Below are 21,215 nucleotides of genomic sequence, written 5' to 3'. Positions count from 1 at the left end.
GAAGCAGACCGGCAGCCCGATCGGACAGGTGCCGTCACCCGCGAACCCGATGCGTGCGAGGGCTCCGTGAGCCGCTGACGTTCGCGCGGCGTACACCTTGACTTCACAAGACCCCCGCGCAACATTCCTGACGCCGCATCAGAACCGGGACGCCCAGCGCCCGTTGCTTCCCGGGGTACAGCACGCTCTCCCGTCCCTTCGCCCGGTTGGAGCGCCCTGCCATGTCCACAAGTACGACCCCTGCGAGAACGACCGAACCCCCTGCCGCACCCGGGCCGTCACGGCGCCGGGTGCTCGGCGCGACGGGCGCCTCCCTCGCACTCGCGGTCGGCTTCGCGGGCGCGGCCGACTCCGGCGAACTGCCCCTGCTCGGCACCTACGACGTCGTGGTGATCGGTTCCGGAGCGGCGGGGATGACCGCCGCGCTGACGGCCGCGAAGCAGGGCCTGAGCTGTGTCGTCGTGGAGAAGGCGGCCACCTTCGGGGGCTCGGCGGCCCGCTCCGGCGCGGGCATCTGGATACCGAACAACCCGGTGATCCTCGCCGCCGGCGTCCCCGACACCCCCGCCAAAGCAGCCGCGTACCTCGCGGCGGTGGTCGGCCCCGACATCTCCGCCGCGCGCCAACAGGCCTTCCTCGGCAAGGGCCCCGCCATGCTCTCCTTCGTCATGGCGAACAGCCCGCTGCGCTTCCGGTGGATGGAGGGCTACAGCGACTACTACCCGAACCTGCCCGGCGGACTGCCCGGCGGCCGTTCCATCGAACCCGACCAGCTCGACGGGAACATCCTGGGCGCCGAACTCGCCCGCCTGAACCCCTCGTACATGACGGTCCCGAGCGGCATGGTCGTCTTCAGCGCCGACTACAAGTGGCTCACCCTCTCCGCGGTGAGCGTGAAGGGCGCCGCCGTGGCCACCGAGTGCCTGGCCCGCGGCACCCGGGCGGCGCTGCTCGGCCAGAAACCCCTCACCATGGGCCAGTCACTGGCGGCAGGCCTGCGCGCGGGCCTGCTGGCCGCACAGGTGCCGGTGTGGCTGAACACCCCGCTGTCCGACCTGTACATGGAGAGCGGATCAGTCACCGGGGCGGTCGTGACGCGCAACGGCGCACCGGGCCTCGTCAGAGCGCGCCGCGGAGTGATCGTCGGCTCCGGCGGTTTCGAGCACAACGCGGCCATGCGTAACCAGTACCAGCAGCAGCCCATCGGCACCGCATGGACGGTGGGCGCCAAGGAGAACACCGGCGACGGCATCCAGGCGGGCGAGCGGGCGGGCGCGGCGCTCGACCTGATGGACGACGCCTGGTGGGGCCCCGCGATCCCGCTGCCCGACCAGCCCTACTTCTGCCTCGCCGAACGCACCCTGCCCGGCGGGCTCCTCGTCAACGCAGCGGGCGCCCGCTTCGTCAACGAAGCGGCTCCCTACAGCGACGTCGTGCACATCATGTACGAGCGTGACGCGACCGCACCGGACATCCCGGCCTGGCTGATCGTCGACCAGAACTACCGCAACCGCTACCTGTTCAAGGACGTGGCCCCGACCTTCACGTTCCCCGACGCGTGGTACCAGTCGGGCGCCGCCCACAAGGCCTGGACCCTGGACGCGCTCGCCGGTCGGATCGGCGTCCCCGCGGCCGCCCTGCGCGCCACCGTCAACCGCTTCAACGGCCTCGCCCTGAACGGCACGGACACCGACTTCCACCGCGGCGACAGCGCTTACGACCACTACTACACCGACCCCGCGATCCTCCCCAACTCCTGCCTGGCACCCCTGTGGCTGGCGCCGTTCTACGCCTTCAAGATCGTCCCGGGCGACCTGGGCACCAAGGGAGGCATGCGCACGGACGCCCGGGCGCGCGTACTGCGGCCCGACGGCTCCGCGATCCCCGGCCTGTACGCCGCGGGGAACGCCAGCGCCGCCGTCATGGGGCACAGCTACGCCGGCGCGGGCTCCACGATCGGTCCCGCGATGACCTTCGGGTATATCGCGGCGCTGGACATCGCGGCCGGTGTCCCGTGATCAGGCCTGGAACTCGGTGAGATCGATGCTGTGAACGTGCAGCGGATAGCCGTACACCGGATGGGTCGTCTCGTGATCCAGCTCCATGCCGAGCTTGCGGATGATGTTCTCGGAGGCGTCGTTTCCCATCCGGTTGATCGCGATGACACGGTCGAGGCCACGGTCCTGGAGCGCGAACTCCAGCGTGGCATGGGCGGCCTCGGCCGCGTACCCCTGGCCCCAGAACTGTGAGCCGAGCCGCCAGCTGATCGCCACGGCGGGCAGTACCTCAGGAAGGAACTCCGGCACGGACAGCCCTGCGAAACCGGCCACTTCGCCCGAGGCCAGCAGCTCGACGGCGAACAGGCCGAAGCCCTCCTCGTCCCACTCCTCCTCCCACCGCTCGATGTCCTCGGCGGTTTGATCCAGGTCGCGCACGGAGCCGTCGTCGATCCAGTGCATGACCTGGGAGTCCGCATTGATGTCCGCCATGGGCGTGAGGTCGTCTTCGTACCAGCGGCGGAGCAAGAGGCGGGGGGTGTGGATCTCGGTCATGGCGTCCATCCTGCCTGACGGAGCGAGAATGCCCACCATGACGATGATCTCGACTCGCGCCCAGCAGGTCGCCGAGATGGCCGAAGCCCGCGCCCGCGACGGGTTCGCTCTGGTCGCCCTCGACGGCCCGGGAGGCTCCGGCAAGTCGTCCCTGGCCGCCGCGCTCGTCGAGGTACGCGGAGTCGTAGTGGTGCACGGTGACGACTTCTACCGACCCATGAACACGGAGGAACGCGCAGCGCTGGATCCCGTGCAGGGCTACCACCGCTACTTCGACTGGCAGCGGCTGCGCGAGGAGGTGCTCGCCCCGCTCGCCGCCGGCCGCGAAGCCGCCTACCGACACTACGACTGGGAGACCGGGACCCTGGCACCCGACGAGATCCACACCGTCCCCCGCTCCGGCATCGTCGTCGTCGAGGGCGTGTACTGCGCCCGGCCCGAACTCGCCGACCACTACGACCTGTTGGTGTACGTCGGCACCTCGCGCGAGGAATCCATGCGCCGACTCCGAGCACGCGGCCATGACCACGGCCCGATCGACTGGGAGTCCCGCTGGCGCCTGGCCGAAGAGCACTACCTGGCCGCAACCCGGCCCCGGGAACGCGCCCACCTGGTGGTCCCCGGGTACTGAACCCTCCCCGTGCGTCAACGGCAGGACGGGGACGCCCCGTTGGTCGGGTAGTGACTCTCGAAGACCGCCGCGTCCGTGTCGCGGGCGGACGTCAGGGCAGGCTGTCACCCAGCTCCAAGACCAGGTCGGCAACCGTTTCGGGTTCACGCAGCGTCGGCAGGTGATCGGATCCAGGCATCCTCACCAGACGACAGCCCGGAATCCGCGCGGCCATCTCCTCGTTGCACCGGATCACCTCGGCCTGATCCCGCTCGCCCAGCGCCAGCACGCACGGCAGTGCCAGCTCGCCGAGCCGGTCGAACGCGGGTGCGTCAGGGACTTGATAGGGGTGCGTGGTGAACCACGCGGGAATGGCCCCGCGCAGGTGTGCGGCGGCCTCCTCGTCCTCGTCGACACCTGCCGCTGCCCAGGTCCGCAGGCCCAGAGCGACCAGGCCGTCCATGTCGCCGTCCTTCGCCAGCGTCTCGATCTGCGCCATCAACTGCGGCGAGGAGAGCCCTTCGTAGCCGGTGACGCCGGGAACGAACAGGGCGAGCCCCGCCACCCTGCCCGGCTCGTCGAGTGTGAGGCTCAGCGCCGTGGCACCGCCCATACTTCGCCGCCCTGACCGACACCATGAGTTCTCCCATGCCACCAGCCTGTCCCAGCGCCCCTCGGCTCACCAGGGGAAAGCCGGTCGCGTTCGCTTCATCAAGCCCGGTGCGCTCCCGGTAGGTGGTTTCTGAAATCTGAGTAACGCTTCGCCCAAATATGTGGATTTATCTCAAATGCAGTCACACCATGAACAAAGAAGAGATGTGTGCACCTTGCAACTAGTCGGGACGAGTTCTTGACTCTGGGCGCTTGGAGGTAAAGGCATGCAATGGAGCGGCCTTGAAACAGCCCATCGGCGGCGGGCGCGACTCGAACGTTCTCGGGACGTCGAGCGCGTTTCCCCGACCTTGCCGGTTCAGAGCAACGGCGGGGCCGAACTCGTGGATGACCGGAGAGTGGACCTGGCCGCCGCCCACGCGTCGCCGGAACTGCTGGTGATTCGCGACCGGCTGCTCGTAGCCCTGGCGTTCTCGTCGGGCATCTTCGAAGCGATCTGCTTTCTCTCCTTCGGCAAGGTCTTCACGGCGTTCCAGACCGGGAACCTGGTGTTTCTCGGACTTGGCGCCGCGGGCACCCGGCCGCCCGCAGGCCCGGATCCCGTACGCGTGGTGATCTCGCTCGCCGCGTTCGCCGTGGGCGCCGCGCTGGCCGCGCGCATCCTGACCGCCCTCAATGGCGACGACGAGATAGAAGACACCGAAATCTTCGAAGCGTGGCCGCAACGCGTGTCCATCGCGCTCGGCGTCGCTCTGGTGGCGCAGGTCGGCTTTCTCGTCGTGTGGATGACGATGTCGCCGTCCAGCCCTGTGTCCAACATCCTGGTCGCCCTCAACGCTTTTGCGATGGGCCTGCAGATGAATGCGATTCGGTCGCTCCACGTGCCCGGCATTTCCACCACGGCTGCCACAGCCACCTACATCAGCTGGGTCACCGGAATCACCACCTGGACCCACAAAGCGGCCGCGGCCCGCCGCCTGACCGGGGTCCTGGTGGGCATGGCCGCCGGCGCCTTCGTCGGGAACTGGCTGCTCAACCACGCGCACACCTACGCCCCGGTACTGCCCGTGGCCGTCATCGCACTCGTCGTCGCGATCGCCTCCGTGACACTGAAGCAGGAACCTGCGCGATAGCCCGTACCGTGCCTCAGTCTCCGGCAACGACGGTCCTGGCCCTGCCGCACAATGGTCCGATGGTTGACGGTACTTCGCGGACAACGGCCCAACCCCCGTCCCGGTTGGTCAAGGACGAGGAGCTGACTGGCCATTCCGTGGTGGCCAACAGCACCATGAACCGCGAACGGGTCCTGGCAGGCGTCAACAGCTACACCCGCGAACTCGGCTTCGCCCCCACCGAGTTCCTGAGCAGCGACGACCACGGCCTCGCCCCGTCCTGGCTGGACCTGTGCAGCGGAGAAGGACTCGCCCTGCGCGAAGCGGCGCAGCAGCTCCCGCGAGCCGCAATCACCGGTGTGGACCTGGTCGGCCCGCTGCTGCGAACAGCCCTGCCCGAAGGTCTGGAACTCATCACCGCAGACCTCGGCCGATGGTCTCCACGCCGCCGCTACGACCTGGTGACCTGCGTCCACGGGCTGCACTACATCGGCGACAGGCTCGCCCTCCTGGAGCGGGCCGCCACCTGGCTCACCGGCAGCGGCCTGCTCGTCGCCCATTTCGACCCCTCGACGCTGCGGCGCCCCGACGGCAGCGACGCCTCCCGCCCGGTCCTGGCCGCACTGCGCGCTGCCGGCTTCCACTACTCGGCCCGCCACCACCGCCTCAGCCTGCAAGGCGGCCGCCCCATCACGCTGCCCTTCACCTACCTCGGCGCCGACCCGCAGGCCGGCCCCAACTACACCGGCCAGCCGGCGGTCGCGTCGTACTACGGCCCCCGCGCCGTACCGCAAGTGGCTGCCGTGGGCCCTGCGCACCTCGATCCGTAACGCCCGGGCGACAGGCTGCGGGACGCTTTCCCGCCCTCGGATAGCGTGCCGCCCATGACGAGTACGCAGCGAACCAGTACCGGGCCGGCAGCCCAACGGGCCACCAACGAGGAGGGCGTACGTCTGCCCCGGCTGCGCTTCACGGTCGTGGTGGTACGAGGGGCGGCGCAGGGTGTCGCTGCGGTCGCCCTGCTCTGTGTGGGCATGTTCTTCGTCGCCGACCACCACGACCGCGTGACATTCCTCGCCGTGGTGTCGGGGTGCTCCGCGGTTTTCGCGGGCGTCGGGATCGTGTTCGGAGGCTTCTTCTGGGCAGTGTGCCTGGATGACATCAGACGGTGGCGTGACTGGCGCACGATCACCGGCCAGACAGGCGCCGTCACGATCATGGCTCCGGCTCTGGTCCGGGCCGGTGTCCTGGCGCTCGTGCTCTTCCCTGGCGGCCTCGGGCTCTACCACCTGGTGGACAACGCCGCGTATGACAGCTGGTTGTACGGGAGTTGAGCACCGGTGGGCAACTCGTGGGCGATTGCGGCGCGGGAGGGCTCAGGGTTGCTTGCGGATGAGGAAGACCGGATGGTCGGCTGGGTCGGGGAGTGCGGTCAGGACCTGGGAGACCGTGGGCATCTTGCCGTACCGCTCGCGGTAGGTGGCCAACAGGGCGGGGCGCTCGGCCTCGGGCACCTCCGCCGTGGTGACGCCCTCGGTGTGTCCACGGGTGGTCAGCCGGCAGTCGGGCGAGGCCCGCAGGTTGAGCGCCCAGTCGCTGAGACCGCGGTAGGAGACGAGATAGCGCTCGCCTTCGTGTTCCAGTACGGCCACGGGCACCTTCCGCCAGTGTCCGGTGCGGCGACCCCGTACGGAGAGCTGTGACACGACGGACCGTCCGAACAGCGACGCCAGACGATTCCCGACGTGCCGTTGCATCCAGGGCGGCCTGAGATAGGTGCGGTTCTCCATCGGTCCTCCTCCTTGGCTTATTGCTAGGGTAGCTCCAAAGTTATGGTCACCCTAGAGTTGGTGGGGAAATGAGTCTCCGAGAGCTCAAGAAGGAGCAGACGCGGCAGCGGATCGCCGAGACCGCCTGGCGGCTGTTCGCGGAGCGGGGCTTCGATCGCGTCCGGGTCGTCGAGGTCGCCCGGGAAGCTCAGGTCTCCGAGGCCACGGTGTTCAACTACTTCCCCATCAAGGAAGACCTCTTCTACTCCCGGTTCGAGGCCTTCGGGGAGCAACTGGTCGAAGCGGTCCGCAGCCGTGCGCCCGGTGAGTCGGCCCTCACCGCTTTCCGGCGTCGACTACTGGCCTCCGGCGGCCTGCTGGCCCGGGTCGAGGCCGGCGACACCGACGCGCTGGACCAACTGCGCACGGTCAACCGAATGATCGCGAACAGCCCGGCCCTGCAGGCCCGGGAGCAACGCACACTCACCGCCTGCGCGGACGCCCTGGCCGCGACGCTGGCCGCCGAGTCGCGTGCACCGGACGACGAGTTCACCGCCCGCGTGACGGCCAACGCGCTCCTGGGAGTCCACCGCGCCCTGCTCGACCACGTACGCCACCGGATCCTGACCGACGACGAACCCGCCCGGCTCGCCGCCGACGTCCAGCGACTCGCGGCCCGCGCCTTCGCCCTTCTGGAGGACGGCATGCGCGACCACGTCGCCTGACCAGCGCATCCGACGGCAGGATGAAAGGCCGCCGCATCGATGATTTTCCCTCGCCGCGGCGGTCCTACATCTGACGAGCGTCGACGATCGACGAGAAGGTGGTGGTCGCGGTGAGCAACCCGGCGTTGGAGGAAGCCCTGGCGCGGCTGGATGTGTTCGTCGGAGAGTGGGTGGTGGAGGCTGACTTTCCCGGTCAGGCCGTGCCTGCCGGACGCAGCGTGTTCGAGTGGACCCTGGACGGAAGGTTCCTGGTCCAGCGCACCGAGATCCCGCTTGCCGAGGCCCCGGACAGCATGGCGGTCGTCGCGGTCGATCCGGAGACGGGCGAGTACACGCAGCACTACTTCGATTCGCGGGGCGTCGTACGGCTGTACGCGATGAGCTTCGCCGACGGGGTGTGGCGGCTGCTGCGTGAGGCGCCGGACTTCTCGCCGCTCGCGTTCCGGCAGCGGTTCACCGGGCAGGTCGGTGACGACGGCAACACCATCAGTGGCGGCTGGGAGATCTCGAACGACGGCTCGGCCACATGGGAGCAGGACTTCGCCCTCACCTACCGCAGGAGCCGCTGAGATGAATCCCGGTGTGTCACCCGGATCACCTGCCGAGGTCGTGCGTGGCATCGTCGACGCGAGCCTGTACATGGTGCTCGCCACCGCCGACGGCGCCGGACGGCCATGGAGTTCCCCGGTCTACTTCGCTCACCTGGAGTATCGCGAGTTGTTCTGGGTCTCCTCGCCACAGGCCGCACATTCACGCAACATCACGGTGCGACCCGAGGTGGGCATCGCGGTTTTCGACTCGTCGGCACCGATCGGGACCGGTCAAGGCGCCTACATGTCCGCTGTCGCCGCATCGGTGGACGGCCCGGGGATCGAGCGCGCCGTCGAGGTGTTCTCCCGCCGCTCGGTCCTGCACGGTGGCTCCGCCTGGACGGCGGACGACGTGCGGGGAGCCTCCGGCCTGCAGCTGTACCGCGCCGTGCCGGACGAATACTGGATCCTCGCCAAGGACGGCCGACCGGACCATCGCATCCCGGCCCACCTCGCCTGACGTCAGCCGTCCCGGAGCGTTCTACTCGGCGTCGAGCTGGTGGTCTGCCCAGACGTAGCTCTCGGGCAGCAGGTCGGTGATGGGGACGGCTCGGATGCGGTCGCCCGAGCCGACGATGACCCTGAGGGCGGGGAAGTAGTCGAGGAGGACCTGACGGCACCGGCCGCACGGGGGAACAACGCCCCGGTCGCGGTCGCCCACGGCGACGATCGTGTCCAGCTCGTAGACGCCCTGGGCGGCTGCCGTGCCGATGAGGACCAGCTCGGCGCAGGGGCCTCCGGTGAAGTGGTAGGCGTTCACGGCGGTGACGATCCGGCCGTCCCGCGCACGGGCCGCGGCCGCCATCGTGTGGTTGTCGCCCCGGCAGCGAGTGCGCGCGACGTGGGCCGCGGCCTGGACGAGTTCGTGGTCGACGGGGTGGGTCTGCGTGGTCATGTTCCCTCAGGATGTGGCCGTAGAGCTTGTCCTCGGCCAGGTCGTGGGCAGTGAACAGGTGCTGTTCTGTCACAGATCATCGACAACGCCAACCCATCAGGCGGGTCCCCTCTCTTGCACAGCGGACCGACAGCCCCCGTCCGCCGCCTGCACCAGCCGAGGAGACATCCGCCATGCCCGAGACATCCACTTCCGCGATCCGGCGTCTTCGTGGCCGGGCCATGGGAGTCACCGTGGCCACCACGGCCCTCGCCCTCGCCGCCCAGATCCCGGCGACGGCCGCGGTAGGTCAGGCCCGTGCCGCCTCGGCCGACCCGGTCTCCGCCATGACGTTCACCGCCAAGGAACGCCGGGACTCCCTCGCCTACTGGACGCCCGCCCGCATCAAGGCCGTCGGGAAATCCGTGGACCTCGGTCCGACCGGACCGAAGGCCAAGCCGTGGCGGGGCACCGCTCTGAAGACCGTCGGGCGGCTCTTCTTCGTCAACGCCCGGGGCTCCGACACCTGGTGCACTGCCACTGCCGTGAAGAGCGCCAACCGCTCCACCGTGATGACCGCGGCGCACTGCGTGCGCCTGGGCTCCTCGCCCTTCAACACCAGCAGCTCGATGGTGTTCGTCCCCGGCTACAGCAAGGGCCAGAAGCCGTACGGCGCGTTCGCGGTCCGCATCGCCGCGACCCCGCGCAGCTGGGAGAACGAGTCCACCAACGACATGTCCGCGCTGGTCGTCGACACCGACAAGAACGGCCGCAAGCTCACCGACGTCGTGGGCGGCCAGACCATCGCCTTCAACCGCGCGGTCGGGGGCACCATCTCCGCCTTCGGCTACTCCGCCACCAACCCGCAACTCGGCGAGGAACTCCTGCGCTGCGTCGGCACGGCGAGAAAGATCAATGGCGGCCAGGCCATCCCCTGCGACCTGACCGGTGGCTCCAGCGGCGGCCCCTGGCTGGCCGACTTCAGCGCCACCACCGGCAAGGGCGTCCTGGTCTCGGTCAACGCCTCGCTGGACTCCCTGACACCGACCGAGATGCAGGGTGAGGTGCTGGGCGCCACGGCCAAGCAGGTGTACGACCGGGCCCAGCGGGGCTGAAGCAGCGGCACCCCGTGTGAGGGTCCTGGATTCTCCGGGGTCCTCAACGTGAAATCAGCGATTCGCTGTCCGCTCGCCGAGGCCGCCGGCCAGGGCGCAAGCTGGAGGGTGAGAGCGCCTGCCCGGTGCAGGTCGACAGCAGTCGGGAGTATCGAGATGACGAGGATGTCGAACCTGCCCGAGGTGGTGTCGCGCGAGGAGTGGCTGGCCGCCCGCCGTGAGCTGTTGGCCAAGGAGAAGGAACTCACCCGGGCGCGTGACCGGGTCAATGCCGACCGTCGACGGTTGCCGATGGTGCGCGTCGACAAGCCGTACACCTTCGAAGGCCCGAACGGGACGGTGAGCCTGCTCGACCTGTTCGAGGGGCGGCCCCAGCTGGTCATGCACCACTTCATGTGGCTCTTCGACCTCGATGCCGACGGCGCCGAGCACCCACGCGACACCGGCTGCCCCAGTTGCTCCTCCGCGGCAGACGGGATCGGCCGACTGCGGCAGCTGCACGTCCGCAACACGACGCTCGTCGCGGTGACCCGGGCCCCGTACGCGACGCTCGCCGCGTTCCGCGAACGGATGGGATGGACCTTCCCCTGGTACTCCTCGGCGGGCAGCGACTTCAACTACGACTTCCACGCGACCGTCGACGACAGGGTCGCGCCGGTGCGCATCTTCGACCGCACCGAGGCCGAACTGGCCGAGGCCGGAATGCCGTGGTCGGAGAGCATGCGCGGTGACTGGCCGGGCATCAGCGCGTTCCTGCGCGTCGAGGACGAGGTCTTCCACACGTACTCCACGTTCGGCCGCGGCATCGAGGAGTTCCACAACGGCTACCCCTACCTCGACCTCACCGCGCTCGGCCGCCAGGAGGCGTGGGAGGAGCCGAAAGGCCGCGCGGCCCCACTCGGCCTTCAGGTCGGCGGCCCCGGCATGCGCATCCCCGACGAATACGACGCCTGACAACGCGGGCCGGTCGTCCCTGCCTCTACGACCGTCGCCGGCGTCCCCCAACCGCCGCACGCCGCAGAGGACTTGCCGACGGCGTGGCATTGAGGCGCCGTCGGCGACGCCACAGCAGCAGGACCAGGACGACGATCAGCAGCGGCAGCAGCCGTAGTGCCCAGGTGCCCGCGGACACGGGTTCCTCGGGTGGGCCGAGGCCGGCCGCCTGGCGGGGGGTGGGGGCACCGAGCCAGACGGTGTCGTCGTCCGCACCGACGGCGGACGGTGTGCGCAGGGAACGGTCGACACCCTGGGGGAGCGTGCCGAAGTCCGCGTCGAAACGGCCGTCCGGGACCTGCCGGAGGGAGATCCGGGTGAGGTCGACCCCGCCGTAGACGTAGTTCTTGGCACCGTCGGCGGTCTTGTCGGTGACATCGAACTCGCCCTCGGTGTAGGAGTCGACGTACTTGTCGAAGGTGTCCGTGGGCGTCCAGTCGTCCGTGGTCCGCCAGTCGGTGATGTCACCCGTGTCGATGAGCTCGCCGTACGTGGTGTCCTTCGTCCGGCTCCGCTCGCGGTACCACTCGGCGGCGACCCGGGCGAGATAGACGCGGCGCAGGTCGGCGTACTCCGGCGCGGTGTTGATGGCTTCCTTCAGCCTGGGCAGGATCAGGCTGCGGTACATCTCCTCGTTGTGCTCCTCGGTGGCCCGGTCCTGCTGAGGGCAGGTGCGGGTCGTGTCGGACCCACCGAGCTCCGACAGGTACTGCGTCTCCATCTTGACGTCGAGTGGCGCGTCGAGGATGTACAGCTTGTCGCCGTCCTGGTGGACGGAGGCGGGCGCGGGAGTGATCCAGTTGCGGGCCGACATGCACTCGCCCTGGAGGCTGTCCCAGTACCGCCGGCCGAGCGCGGTGTGCGGATGGATGAGCTTGCCGACGGTCTGCTTCATCCGCAGGTCGGCCTCCAGCAGGATCCGCCCGGCGTCCGTACGGCCCAGCTGGTCGTCGACGATGCGGTCCGGCTCGGTCGGGTTGAGGTTGACCCAGAAGTCGGAGGGGTCCAGGGACAGCCAGACGAAGAAGGCGTCGGAGCTCCGGGTGGCGGCCGCGATGCCGGTGGACCGGCGGATGTCCCCCTTCAGGGGGTTCAGGTCGGCGCTGAAGGAGTACTGCAGGCCGCTGCCGTCACCGGGGTCCGCGAGGTAGCGCAGCTCCATGGTGGAGAAGTCGATGCCGCCGTTGCCCATGGCGGGGAGGGCGAGGGTGGCGCCCAGGCCGGTGGCGCTCGCGGCGTCTGCCTTGTCCTCGCCCGCGTCGCACGGCCCGGCCGCGACTGCCGCCGCAGCAAGGGCCGGCGTCGACGACTTCGCGCCGTTGGGCGCTGGCCTGCGCTGCGACTGGGCACTCGGAAGCGGGCACGTGGGACCTGGGGCAAGGGCGAACACGGACCTGAGCACGTCGGTGCTCCACTGCCCCATTTCCTTCTGCACCCCCTCGAGATCGACCGCCAACATCTGCGCAGCCGTGGCATTGCGCAGCGTCCTCACCCGCTCGTAGTCGCGCTCGACCTTCTTCTGCTTCTTGGTCTGCGCATCGGGTCCGGCGGCGGCCGCACTCTGGCGGGCTTTCGCGATGTCCCTGGCTCGTCGGGCGGTTTCACGGACGGTGAGGTCGTACCTGCGCGCGTAGGAGAGACGCGTGTCCCGGCGGTACAGAGCGGCGCACTTGGTGGCGCACTGCCGTCGCTCGGACGACGCGGCGGCTTTGGCCTCCGAGGGGATGTCGAGTTCGTCCTCCAGCTCCTGGAGCAGTTCCTCGGAATGTCCGCCCGGACGGTTCAGCGCGCTGATGGCGGGGAGGTGTTTGATCCCCGCGTCCTCCAACTGTCTGACGAGTTCCGGCGCCAGAAACCTCTTCATCGGGCCGAGCTCGACGAGCGACGCACGCCAGGCCTCGCCGAGCTTGAAGGAGAGGTAGCGGGGTTCGGTCAGGAGCTTCTGGATCTGTTTGTCGGTCAGCAGCAATGGGTTGAGGAAGTCGACGGCACCGTTGCGGTACCGGTCGAAGGCCTCGTCCTTCCATCCCTTGCGGAGGAAGTGGTGGAGCAGGAACCGCAGTTCCTCGACCGGCCTGAGCGGAGGACTCAGCAGGGGGTTCTCCTCGGGGTACACCTTGGAGAGATCGGTCCCCTCCGCCGCCCCCGGCGGCCGCTTGTCGTTGTCGTCCGCCGCACCGGGAGGAGCCGCGGCGACCGCAGTCAGCAACGCCAGCAGCAGGGCCGTAAGGGCACGCAGCCAGACGTGAGCGGGACGCCGGTTCACTGCCCTTCCCCGGCCTCTGTCCGCTCCTCCTGACCGAACACCTCGTCGATCAGGCCGAGTTCGGCGTCAGCGGCAGACCGCGACCGGGACAGCGCACGGACCACCCATACCCCCACGGCGAGGACGACCACCGCCCACACCAGCCCCGACGCACCCCCGGCAACCCCCTCCGGACAGCTTCCGGCCCGCACCGGCAGCCCGCCGTTGTACGTGGGCGCGACGCACTGGGCGGAGGCGGACGAGGGCGAGCCGAGGACGAGGAGGGCGACGGTGGCAACCAGAGTGAACAGCCGTACGCCGATACGGGTGATGGTCGTCATGACGCCTCCCTGGTGGCCAGCGGCATCGCGGTCCCCTTCAACTCCATTACCTTCTGCCTCAGTTGGTGTTCGGACGGGATGAAGGTGTCGGCGCCGGGCCGGGTGCGGTGCCAGCGCTGGACGGCGAGGTCGAGCTGCGCCTGCTGGAACCGCAGGAGATGGCGCAGTCCCGCCGTACCGTCGCGGCGCCACACCCGGAGCTCCAGCAGCAGACGCCGGCGCGGGGAGAGCAGCAGCCCGATCTCCGGCTCGGTGACCGCGCCTTGACCGGAGGCCGCCTCGGCACGCAGAGCTTCTCCCACCCCCGCTGCCTGCGCCCGGAGCCCGCGACGCAGGACGAGCACGTACAGCACCACGAAGATTCCCGAGGTGAGAACGGTGAGCAACGGTACGCCCAGCAGCAGACTCAGTGTGTCGTCGTCCCCGAACCAGCCCGACCTGCGCTTGTCGAGGTGCATCAGCACCATGTCCGTCTCGAAGTGCCCGCCCACCGCGGCCAGCAGCCCGCCGCCGACCACCAGCAGCCGGTCCCGCCGTTCGGTCAGCCACCGGGCGGCGCCGATACCGGCCCCGGCTAGCGCCGTGAACGCCACGTGCGTCGCCATCAGCCCGACGACCTGCCGGTCCCAGAACTGGGTGGGGTGGTGGGCGACGTTGATCAGGCTCATGAAGTGGACCGTCTCGGCGAGGTTGTACCCCAGGCCGACGGCCGCTCCGACGACCACCCCGGACACCACACCGTCGAAGTGACGCCGGAAGAGGAAGAAGAGGACGGCGACCCCGGCCGCCTTGCCGAGTTCGGTCACCAGGGCCGCGTTCAGGGACATCAGGGTGAGGTACGTGCGGACGGTGGCCTGAGGGCTCTCCCAGTCGAGGAGGAAGCCGGGCGCGTACCTCTGGTACCAGGTGATCATGACGATCCCCAACCCGCCGCTGATCAGCGCTCCCCACCCCAAACCGGCCAGCAGGAGCCACCCGGGCAGACGGCGCAGCAGCTGCACCCGGTGCACGAGCAGCAGCGCGGCCCCGGTGGTGAGCAGACAGAGCAGCAACTGCGGCAGGCTGCTGCCGAAGGCGTCCAGTGGCATCACGGCGAACGGCAGCAGCAGCGCGCCGAGGATGCCGAACTGGCAGGCCCGGACGGTCCCTACGGCCGCGGCGGTGCCGTTGCGCCAGATGACGAACAGCCAGAGACCGAGCAGTACGGCGACGCCCCATCCGGTCAGGAGCAGCACACGCGTCACCTTGAACGGCGCCGGCTCGGGCGGCAGGAACACGATGATCACGTTGGACCACTGACGCAGTTCGGGCGCCGACCAGAACAGGATCTGCCCGATGGCGTACGCCACCGACAGCCCGACCGCCACGACGATCGCCCCCGCCATCCCCGGCCGGGCCACGGGCGGACGCTTGGGCCGCGGCGGGACCACTCCGGTCCCCGCGCTCATGAGTCGTCTCCCAACGGCGGCAGCGAGAAGTCGGGCAGGGAGGGCAGGCTCGGGAAGTCGGTGGGGAAGCTCGGGATACCGTCGGTCGGAAGGTTCGTCGGCAGGTCGCTCGGCAGCTCGGTCGGCAGATTGGTCCAGTAGTCGGTGGGCAGATCCGTGGGCAGCGCGGTCGGGAACCCGCTCGGCAGGGCCGTCTGCCCGGGCTGCGTCGGGATGTTCTCCGGCATCGGGTAGGCGGGATCGGTGGAGACCCCGAGTACGACGGCGATGACGACGCACATCGCCCCGATCCCGCCGATGACGGTCATGAGCAGCACATAGGGCCGGGGACCGAGTTCAGGCCCGTACGGCGATGGGCTCTCTGCCGGTAATCGGCTCTCCGGTCGGCCTTCTGATCCGTCACCGCCAGGCGGCTCCCCGACCGGATCGTTCCTGTCCGCGGTGGATGCCATGGCTACCTCCCCCGAGGTGGTGCCGTGTACGTCGATTCCGTCTGCGTCCGTGATGAACGCCCGCGCTGCACAAGAGAGTTGCGTGTCTACTTGCCCCGCATTATGCCCATCACCATGCCCGGGTTGAACCCATACGCACGGAACGCGGCCGCTGCGGGAGACGGAAGGAACCATTCGGGACCGCACGCTCGTGGCCCCCAACGGAGCGCGGTGAGAGGGGGAAGGGCATGGACGGCGGAAGGATCGTGGAGGACAGGAGGCCCGGGCTCGGTGGATTCGTCCAACGGTTCCGCGCCCTGGGCGGGAACCCGTGGACGCTACGGTCGCTGCGCGCGCTGGTCACCGTGCCACTCCTGTGCCTGACCGGCTTCCTCGTGGTGCCGGTGGCGGACGAGTACCAGGACCAGCAGACCTACCAGCATGCCTCCCCCTGCCCGGCCGGGCAGGGGCGTACGGCCGACGCGGATCCCGACTGCCTCGTGCCCGGCACCGGTCTGGTCACGGACAAGGTCACCTGGAGCAAATGCGAATCGATCGGATACGGCGCGGAGAAGTGCCGGCCGGCCTACAGCCTGCAGGCCGACCTACGGGTCCAGGAGGAGCGGCGTTCCGAGTGGATCGACGTGGGCAAGGACATCTACCGCTCCGTCGAACGCCGCGATGTGGTCGACCTGTACATGTGGCACGACGAGGTGGCACGGATCGCCGCGGGCGACCGTACCGAGCGACTGGATCCGTACTTCGGCCTCCGGTACGGACCGATGGCCTGGCTGGCGGGAGCCTGGCTCGTCCTGGTGGCCGCCGGCTTTGTGGCGACGGGCTACACATGGATGCTGTTCAGCCGGCTCGGCCTGTTCATCCTGGGGTGTTCCCTGGTCCCGTTCATCGCGATCGTCGGGGTGATCGAGGGTGCTCTGTTCGGGGCGGTGCCCGCGTGGATCTGGATCGTGGGTGCGATCGGGATGGCGGTTGCCAGCGCTGTCGTGGTGTCCGGACTCAAAGAGGACGTCGAACGCCAGAGGGGTGTCAGAACCCGGTCTCGGTGAACGGGCTGTCCGTGGAACGTCCTTGGCGTCCTCAACGATTCACGGGCAGGAGGGAGAGCTTCCGCGGTGGCAAACCGGTGTCTTGAACGGCTTATTGCAGCGATCATGGACCGGTCACTGACACGCAACCGCTGAGGAATCGCTCGCCATGCCTGTGCCTGCCGACCCGACGATCCTTCATCCGATGCCAGGGCAGCCGCGGGTGGTGCTGCTCAGGCCGCTGGTGAAGTCCCCGCTGATCGAGGTGGGGGAGTACTCCTACTACGACGACCCGGACGATGCGACCGCGTTCGAGACGCGCAATGTGCTCTACCACTACGGGCCCGAGAAGCTGATCATCGGCAAGTTCTGCGCGCTGGGCACGGGCGTCCGGTTCATCATGAACGGCGCCAACCACCGGATGGACGGCCCGTCGACCTTCCCCTTCCCCACCATGGGCGGCTCGTGGTCCGAACACTTCGACCTGCTCACCGGTCTGCCGAACCGAGGGAACACCGTTGTCGGCAACGACGTCTGGTTCGGCCACGGCACGACGGTGATGCCCGGCGTACGGATCGGGCACGGGGCGATCGTCGGCTCCGGCGCCGTGGTCACCACCGACGTACCCGACTACGGCATCGTCGGCGGCAACCCGGCCCGCCTCATCCGCACCCGCTACAACGACCAGGACATCGCCCGGCTGCTGGCGGTGGCCTGGTGGAACTGGTCTGCGGAGCACATCACCGAGCACGTACGGACGATCATGTCGGGGACCATTGCCGATCTGGAGGCTGCCGCTCCGGCATGAGGCGCTGAAGGGCACGGCCCAGCAGTCGGGATGCGCCATAAATCGAACACGTGATTGAATTATGGCCGTGGCAGACCATCGGATCCGTGTCCGAACCGTACGAGCGAGGCTGGGCCCATGTCCGCACCACTGCCTGTGACCGTGGCTCCGCCCTCGCCGAAGGGTGGCCGCCGAGTTCGTGTCAACGGCGAGAGTCTGGGGGTGGCGTACAGCCTCGAAGACCTCTCCGAGTTCCTTCGCCGTGCGGGTCTGGACGTGGACCCGGTAGCCGCCGCGGCGTCACCACTCATCGACTGGCGCGGCGTCGGGCCGGAGTGCTGGAGCCCTGAGGCGCGTAGTTGAAGGTTCCGGTGGTGTTCTGCTGAATCCGCGGGTTGTCGGAATTCGGGACGTCGAATGTCCAGGAACTCCTCTCCTGGAGGTCCTGTAGGCTTGAATCAGCCTGTCGTGAGGGCTTTTGAGGTTCCGTCAATTACCGGGTATTGGGAGTACGAGGAGGCGGGGTGCCGGACAGAAATATTGAGTTCGGTATGTACGGTGCCCGCGGCATCAAAGGCTTTGAGGCTGTGGCTCGACGGCTCGACGCCCTGGCGGGCTATGTCGCGACCCCGGTCACGGTACGGCGCGGTCTGCTGGCGCGGCTGCACTACCTCACCCGCACCGATCACGCCCGGGCAGCGGCGCGCGAGGCCGGTCTGACGGTCACCGACCGCACGATCAAGGCCTGGCTGCAGGGCGGTCAGGGCCCCTCGAAGAGGAACCTCGAGAAGATCGAAGCCGCGTACCGTACGGTGCGCCGCCACAATGTCGCCCGCCATCTCCTCGGTCGCCTCAACGCCGCAGGCCGCGGCACCCGGGTCGAGATCCATCCGCTGAACCAGTCCCAGGTGGAGCGCCCCCGCCAACGGGTCGTGGAGTTCCGGACGCTGAACGTGCGGCACTGGGACCGCGTCGTGGAGGCCTGGGCGGCCGGCGACGACCAGGCGCTGGATGACGCGTGGGTGGAGCAGATCGTGGACTTGGGCAGCCAGTGGGGCCAGTACGAGTACGTGACCAATGTGGGGTTCGCGGCCTGAGGAGCCGCCCCCGGTACAGCGGCAGGCTGACGCACGCTCTCAACCTCGGTGGATGGCAGCACACGTTCTTCTGAAATGGCGAGGGTGACGCGTCATTGGCATGTCTCATACGAGATATGCATAGCCTGCCCTAGAGTGGGCCCGTGGCGTTGACATTGGGTGAGCGGGTGCGCGCGGCGGTGGCCGCGCTGATGCAGATCACGGGGGAGTCGCAGGCCGACCTCGCGGCCGCTCTGGGCGTGAGCCAGACGCAGATCAGCCGTCGCCAGTCCGGCACCGCCGCCTGGAGCCTCAACGACTGCGAGGCTCTCGCGGCGCACTACGGCATGGACGTCCTGGTGCTGCTGGCCGGCCCGACACGGGCGTGCGAGGCGCTGTCAGCCGGGCGCCGCCGCCCGGCCCGTACGGCATCAGACCCCACAGCCGCAGTCCCGGCGGGTGTGAAAGGGGCGGCGGGGTGACCGGCTTCGAGGCGATCGACGCGCTGCTGGCCGGAGCTCGTCAGGAGGCCGAACTGCCGCCGGCCGGACAGCGGCGTGTGCTGCGCGAGGCCCTGAACCTGTCTCGTACGCAGGTGGCCCGGGTGCTCGGAGTGAGCCCGTCCACGGTCGGCGGCTGGGAGAGCGGCCGCGACCCGTCCGGTGAGATCCGTGAGAAGTACGCGTACTTCCTTGAGGGGGCGCGGACGAAACTGGAGGAGCAGGCCGAGGCGGCCGCGCGGGAGGCGGCGTCGTCCGAGGAGTCGGCGGACCAGAACTCCACGGACCAGAACTCCACCGGCCAGAGCTCCACGAACCAGGATTCCGCGGATGTCGAGCCCGATGGGGCCAGCGCGGACGAGGTGGAGACCCTGCCCGCACCCCGGCCCTGCGTCCTGTGCGGGCGACCCGCGGGCCATCAAGTCGCCGGTTTCCCCCAGCACTTGGACCCGGGCGAATGCAGCGCCCCGGACGAACAGCCGCAACGCCCCGCACCACCGACGAAGACCGAGGCACCAGCGAACCCGGCACCGGCCGAAGCGCCCCCCGCCACCACAACGCCCACGGAGTCAGCGAAGCCCGTCAAGATCGTCCCAGTGGGCCGGCGCGTCCAGCCGGCCTCCGAGCTCCCCGACCTGATCGGCGACACCGTGGCGACCGCACTCGCCGAACACGCGGGTGACGTGGACGCGGCGACCGCGGCCTTGGTCAAGCGGGCGATCCCGGACGCGATGGCGCTGCTGGACGAAACCCGCAAGGGCGGCCGCTACGACATCGTGGCCCACCCCTGGATCCCGGACATCCTGCGCAAGCAGACCGCCCGCGGCGCCGACCAGATCTGGGAAGCACGCCCCAAGTGGGCACGCCCCGAACTCCCGGCGGGGCGGCACGAGGTGACCGCCCTCGACATCAACGGCGCCTACCTCTCGGCCCTGAAAACCCACCTCCCGATCGGCCAGTTGGAACACTCCACCGACTCGTCCCACGACCGCCGCCGCGCCGGCGTCCACCTGATCACCCCGCCCGTCTGGGAGCACGAGGCGGTTCTGCCCAACCCGCTGGGCAACCGGGACGAAGCCGGCCCGCTGTGGGTCACGGAACCGACCCTGCGCCTCCTGCTGCGCCTGTCGGGTCCGAAGTACGGTCTGTGCGACCCGCCGGAGATCCACGAGTCGTTCACCTCAGGCGCGACCGAGGGGCTGCTGGAGAAGTTCCGCATCGCGCTCAAGGACGCGCGGGACAGGGCGATCATGGATGCGGACGAGGTGACGCTCGAGTACGTGAAGGCGATGTACTCGAAGTTCGTCTCCACCATGGGGGAGTCGAACTACAACCGGGAGTTGTACCGCCCGGACTGGATGCACCTGATCCGTTCCCAGGCCTTCGCCAACCTCTGGATGAAGGCCTACAAGGCGTACGACGAGGGGCTCGTCGTGGTCCGAGCGATGGGCACCGACGAACTGCATGTGAGCGGTGACTGGCGCAGTGTCTTCCCGGAGGGCCGCGGCGTTTCCGAAGTGAAGATCAAGGACACCTACACCGTGGGCAGGGACACTGATCCGGCAGCCGTCCGGGAGCACGACCGCTGAGAGACCTAGCACTTCGTCGGCCCGCGATCGTTCCCAAGGTCCGGCCCCGGCTCAGTCACGCCCCAGTGAGAGCTGCGGAAAAAAATGGGGACGCGATGTCGTACTGACTCTGACAGGCTGGCGTGTCAGGAGATCGACCCCCAGGACCGGCAGCTCGTCTCAGGAGTGTCCAGTGCTCGTGATCCCGCCTCGACTGGCCCCATTGCTGGAGCAGTTCGACTTCGCGCGCGAGCGACTCGCAGGCCGCATCGCAGGGCCCGTCATGGACAGCGGCGATGGAACGGACATCGAGGTCGGCCCCATGACCGGCGAGGAGTTCTTCTGGGAGCCGGTGCCCGACTGCTGGTCGGTGAGGCGGCGCTCGGACGGGCCCGGGCCGCGCGCGACCCTCCTGGCCGGCACCGGCGCCTGGGGGCGCGACGCCGCAGCGTATCCACACCCCTGGCCGCCGCCCTTCACCAGCATCGCGTGGCGCCTGAGCCACCTCAGCGAAATGCTGACCCTGCGCGCCGACCACACGGACGGCGGCCATGTGCTGACTCGGGACGACTATCTCGTCGAAGGGGACGTCGCGGAGGCCGTCGCGGTATTCGACGCCGGCGCCGCCGCATGGCGGAAGGCGCTGCTGAGCGCCGACGACGCCGCGCTCGACACCGTGGGGCACTGCACGTACCCGCACGGCAGCGACGCGGAGGAACCGTTCATCGACATCGTGTGGTGGGTCAACCAGGAGTTGCTGCACCACGGAGCCGAGATCGCCCTGATCCGCGACCTCTATCGCGCACGACAGCACTGACTCG

General features: G+C 69.1%; 25 protein-coding genes. 17 read left to right on the top strand and 8 right to left on the bottom strand.

Going from position 1 to position 21,215, the window contains the following annotated elements; genetic code table 11:
* Positions 1-221: 221 nt before the first annotated feature.
* Positions 222-2,018, top strand: a complete 1,797-nt coding sequence (kstD, locus tag OG219_RS02610; RefSeq protein ID WP_266822412.1) for a 3-oxosteroid 1-dehydrogenase — start codon at positions 222-224, stop codon at positions 2,016-2,018.
* Here kstD and OG219_RS02605 read toward each other — a convergent pair whose 3' ends face one another.
* Positions 2,019-2,552, bottom strand: a complete 534-nt coding sequence (locus tag OG219_RS02605) for a GNAT family N-acetyltransferase (protein WP_266822410.1) — start codon at positions 2,550-2,552, stop codon at positions 2,019-2,021.
* 28 nt (positions 2,553-2,580) lie between these two features.
* Here OG219_RS02605 and OG219_RS02600 point away from each other — a divergent pair, with 28 nt between their 5' ends.
* On the top strand, positions 2,581-3,183 hold the full coding sequence (locus tag OG219_RS02600) for a uridine kinase (protein ID WP_266822408.1): 603 nt from the start codon (positions 2,581-2,583) through the stop codon (positions 3,181-3,183).
* A 91-nt stretch (positions 3,184-3,274) separates the two neighbouring features.
* Here OG219_RS02600 and OG219_RS02595 read toward each other — a convergent pair whose 3' ends face one another.
* Complete coding sequence (locus OG219_RS02595; RefSeq protein WP_266822406.1) at positions 3,275-3,775, bottom strand: alpha/beta fold hydrolase; 501 nt, start codon at positions 3,773-3,775, stop codon at positions 3,275-3,277.
* Positions 3,776-4,040: 265 nt separating this feature from the next.
* On the opposite strand from OG219_RS02595, the gene OG219_RS02590 reads away from it, so the two are divergent.
* Genes OG219_RS02590 through OG219_RS02580 form a run of 3 tightly spaced genes read left to right on the top strand, consistent with a single transcriptional unit; the run spans position 4,041 to position 6,220 of the window.
* Positions 4,041-4,907: a YoaK family protein gene (locus OG219_RS02590; protein WP_266822404.1), complete on the top strand. Its 867-nt coding sequence runs from the start codon at positions 4,041-4,043 to the stop codon at positions 4,905-4,907.
* Positions 4,908-4,966: 59 nt separating this feature from the next.
* Positions 4,967-5,716 carry a trans-aconitate 2-methyltransferase gene (locus OG219_RS02585; RefSeq protein ID WP_266822402.1) on the top strand — a complete coding sequence of 250 codons (750 nt, stop codon included), beginning with the start codon at positions 4,967-4,969 and terminating at the stop codon, positions 5,714-5,716.
* A 54-nt stretch (positions 5,717-5,770) separates the two neighbouring features.
* On the top strand, positions 5,771-6,220 hold the full coding sequence (locus OG219_RS02580) for a DUF6336 family protein (protein ID WP_266822400.1): 450 nt from the start codon (positions 5,771-5,773) through the stop codon (positions 6,218-6,220).
* Positions 6,221-6,262: 42 nt separating this feature from the next.
* On the opposite strand, the gene OG219_RS02575 is transcribed toward OG219_RS02580, so the two are convergent.
* Positions 6,263-6,676, bottom strand: coding sequence for a nitroreductase family deazaflavin-dependent oxidoreductase (locus tag OG219_RS02575; RefSeq protein WP_266822398.1), 414 nt, complete (start codon positions 6,674-6,676; stop codon positions 6,263-6,265).
* 68 nt (positions 6,677-6,744) lie between these two features.
* Between OG219_RS02575 and OG219_RS02570 the strand changes: the two genes are divergently transcribed.
* From OG219_RS02570 to OG219_RS02560, 3 genes are all read left to right on the top strand, one after another.
* Entirely contained in the window at positions 6,745-7,380 is a 636-nt protein-coding gene (locus OG219_RS02570; protein WP_266822397.1) for a TetR family transcriptional regulator, read from the top strand.
* 110 nt (positions 7,381-7,490) lie between these two features.
* A complete protein-coding gene (locus OG219_RS02565) occupies positions 7,491-7,949 on the top strand; it encodes a hypothetical protein (RefSeq protein WP_266822396.1) in 459 nt (152 codons plus the stop codon).
* A gap of 1 nt (position 7,950) precedes the next feature.
* Complete coding sequence (locus OG219_RS02560) at positions 7,951-8,430, top strand: pyridoxamine 5'-phosphate oxidase family protein (protein ID WP_266822395.1); 480 nt, start codon at positions 7,951-7,953, stop codon at positions 8,428-8,430.
* Positions 8,431-8,451: 21 nt separating this feature from the next.
* Here the strand turns inward: OG219_RS02560 and OG219_RS02555 are convergent, their stop codons facing one another.
* A complete protein-coding gene (locus OG219_RS02555; RefSeq protein ID WP_266822393.1) occupies positions 8,452-8,865 on the bottom strand; it encodes a cytidine deaminase in 414 nt (137 codons plus the stop codon).
* A 173-nt stretch (positions 8,866-9,038) separates the two neighbouring features.
* On the opposite strand from OG219_RS02555, the gene OG219_RS02550 reads away from it, so the two are divergent.
* Positions 9,039-9,959, top strand: coding sequence for a serine protease (locus OG219_RS02550; RefSeq protein ID WP_266822391.1), 921 nt, complete (start codon positions 9,039-9,041; stop codon positions 9,957-9,959).
* A gap of 156 nt (positions 9,960-10,115) precedes the next feature.
* Positions 10,116-10,913 (top strand): DUF899 domain-containing protein, encoded by a 798-nt coding sequence (locus tag OG219_RS02545; protein WP_266822389.1) that lies wholly within the window; start codon positions 10,116-10,118, stop codon positions 10,911-10,913.
* 25 nt (positions 10,914-10,938) lie between these two features.
* Here the strand turns inward: OG219_RS02545 and OG219_RS02540 are convergent, their stop codons facing one another.
* Genes OG219_RS02540 through OG219_RS02525 form a run of 4 tightly spaced genes read right to left on the bottom strand, consistent with a single transcriptional unit; the run spans position 10,939 to position 15,294 of the window.
* The gene (locus OG219_RS02540; protein ID WP_266822387.1) at positions 10,939-13,218 is read right to left on the bottom strand and encodes a hypothetical protein; all 2,280 of its coding nucleotides are present in this window, start codon (positions 13,216-13,218) and stop codon (positions 10,939-10,941) included.
* Positions 13,215-13,538 carry a hypothetical protein gene (locus tag OG219_RS02535; protein WP_266822385.1) on the bottom strand — a complete coding sequence of 108 codons (324 nt, stop codon included), beginning with the start codon at positions 13,536-13,538 and terminating at the stop codon, positions 13,215-13,217. The genes OG219_RS02540 and OG219_RS02535 overlap by 4 nt, the downstream gene beginning before the upstream one ends.
* The gene (locus OG219_RS02530; protein ID WP_266822383.1) at positions 13,535-14,986 is read right to left on the bottom strand and encodes a PrsW family glutamic-type intramembrane protease; all 1,452 of its coding nucleotides are present in this window, start codon (positions 14,984-14,986) and stop codon (positions 13,535-13,537) included. The genes OG219_RS02535 and OG219_RS02530 overlap by 4 nt, the downstream gene beginning before the upstream one ends.
* Positions 14,983-15,294 carry a hypothetical protein gene (locus OG219_RS02525; protein ID WP_266822381.1) on the bottom strand — a complete coding sequence of 104 codons (312 nt, stop codon included), beginning with the start codon at positions 15,292-15,294 and terminating at the stop codon, positions 14,983-14,985. Before OG219_RS02525 ends, OG219_RS02530 begins: the two co-directional genes overlap by 4 nt.
* A 371-nt stretch (positions 15,295-15,665) precedes the next feature.
* Here OG219_RS02525 and OG219_RS02520 point away from each other — a divergent pair, with 371 nt between their 5' ends.
* From OG219_RS02520 to OG219_RS02490, 7 genes are all read left to right on the top strand, one after another.
* Positions 15,666-16,484, top strand: a complete 819-nt coding sequence (locus OG219_RS02520) for a hypothetical protein (RefSeq protein ID WP_266822379.1) — start codon at positions 15,666-15,668, stop codon at positions 16,482-16,484.
* A gap of 148 nt (positions 16,485-16,632) precedes the next feature.
* A complete protein-coding gene (locus OG219_RS02515) occupies positions 16,633-17,271 on the top strand; it encodes a CatB-related O-acetyltransferase (RefSeq protein ID WP_266822377.1) in 639 nt (212 codons plus the stop codon).
* A gap of 117 nt (positions 17,272-17,388) precedes the next feature.
* On the top strand, positions 17,389-17,613 hold the full coding sequence (locus OG219_RS02510) for a hypothetical protein (protein WP_266822375.1): 225 nt from the start codon (positions 17,389-17,391) through the stop codon (positions 17,611-17,613).
* Between the two features lie 161 nt (positions 17,614-17,774).
* Positions 17,775-18,347, top strand: coding sequence for a transcriptional regulator (locus tag OG219_RS02505; RefSeq protein WP_266822373.1), 573 nt, complete (start codon positions 17,775-17,777; stop codon positions 18,345-18,347).
* Between the two features lie 143 nt (positions 18,348-18,490).
* Positions 18,491-18,808 (top strand): helix-turn-helix transcriptional regulator, encoded by a 318-nt coding sequence (locus OG219_RS02500; protein ID WP_266822371.1) that lies wholly within the window; start codon positions 18,491-18,493, stop codon positions 18,806-18,808.
* Positions 18,805-20,415, top strand: coding sequence for a helix-turn-helix transcriptional regulator (locus tag OG219_RS02495; protein WP_266822369.1), 1,611 nt, complete (start codon positions 18,805-18,807; stop codon positions 20,413-20,415). Before OG219_RS02500 ends, OG219_RS02495 begins: the two co-directional genes overlap by 4 nt.
* 178 nt (positions 20,416-20,593) lie before the next feature.
* Complete coding sequence (locus tag OG219_RS02490; RefSeq protein WP_266822367.1) at positions 20,594-21,211, top strand: DinB family protein; 618 nt, start codon at positions 20,594-20,596, stop codon at positions 21,209-21,211.
* Positions 21,212-21,215: the final 4 nt, after the last annotated feature.

Origin of the sequence: Streptomyces sp. NBC_00038 (genome assembly GCF_026343635.1) — a bacterium.
GTDB lineage: Bacteria > Actinomycetota > Actinomycetes > Streptomycetales > Streptomycetaceae > Streptomyces.
This window is presented reverse-complemented; position numbering and strand designations above follow the sequence as displayed.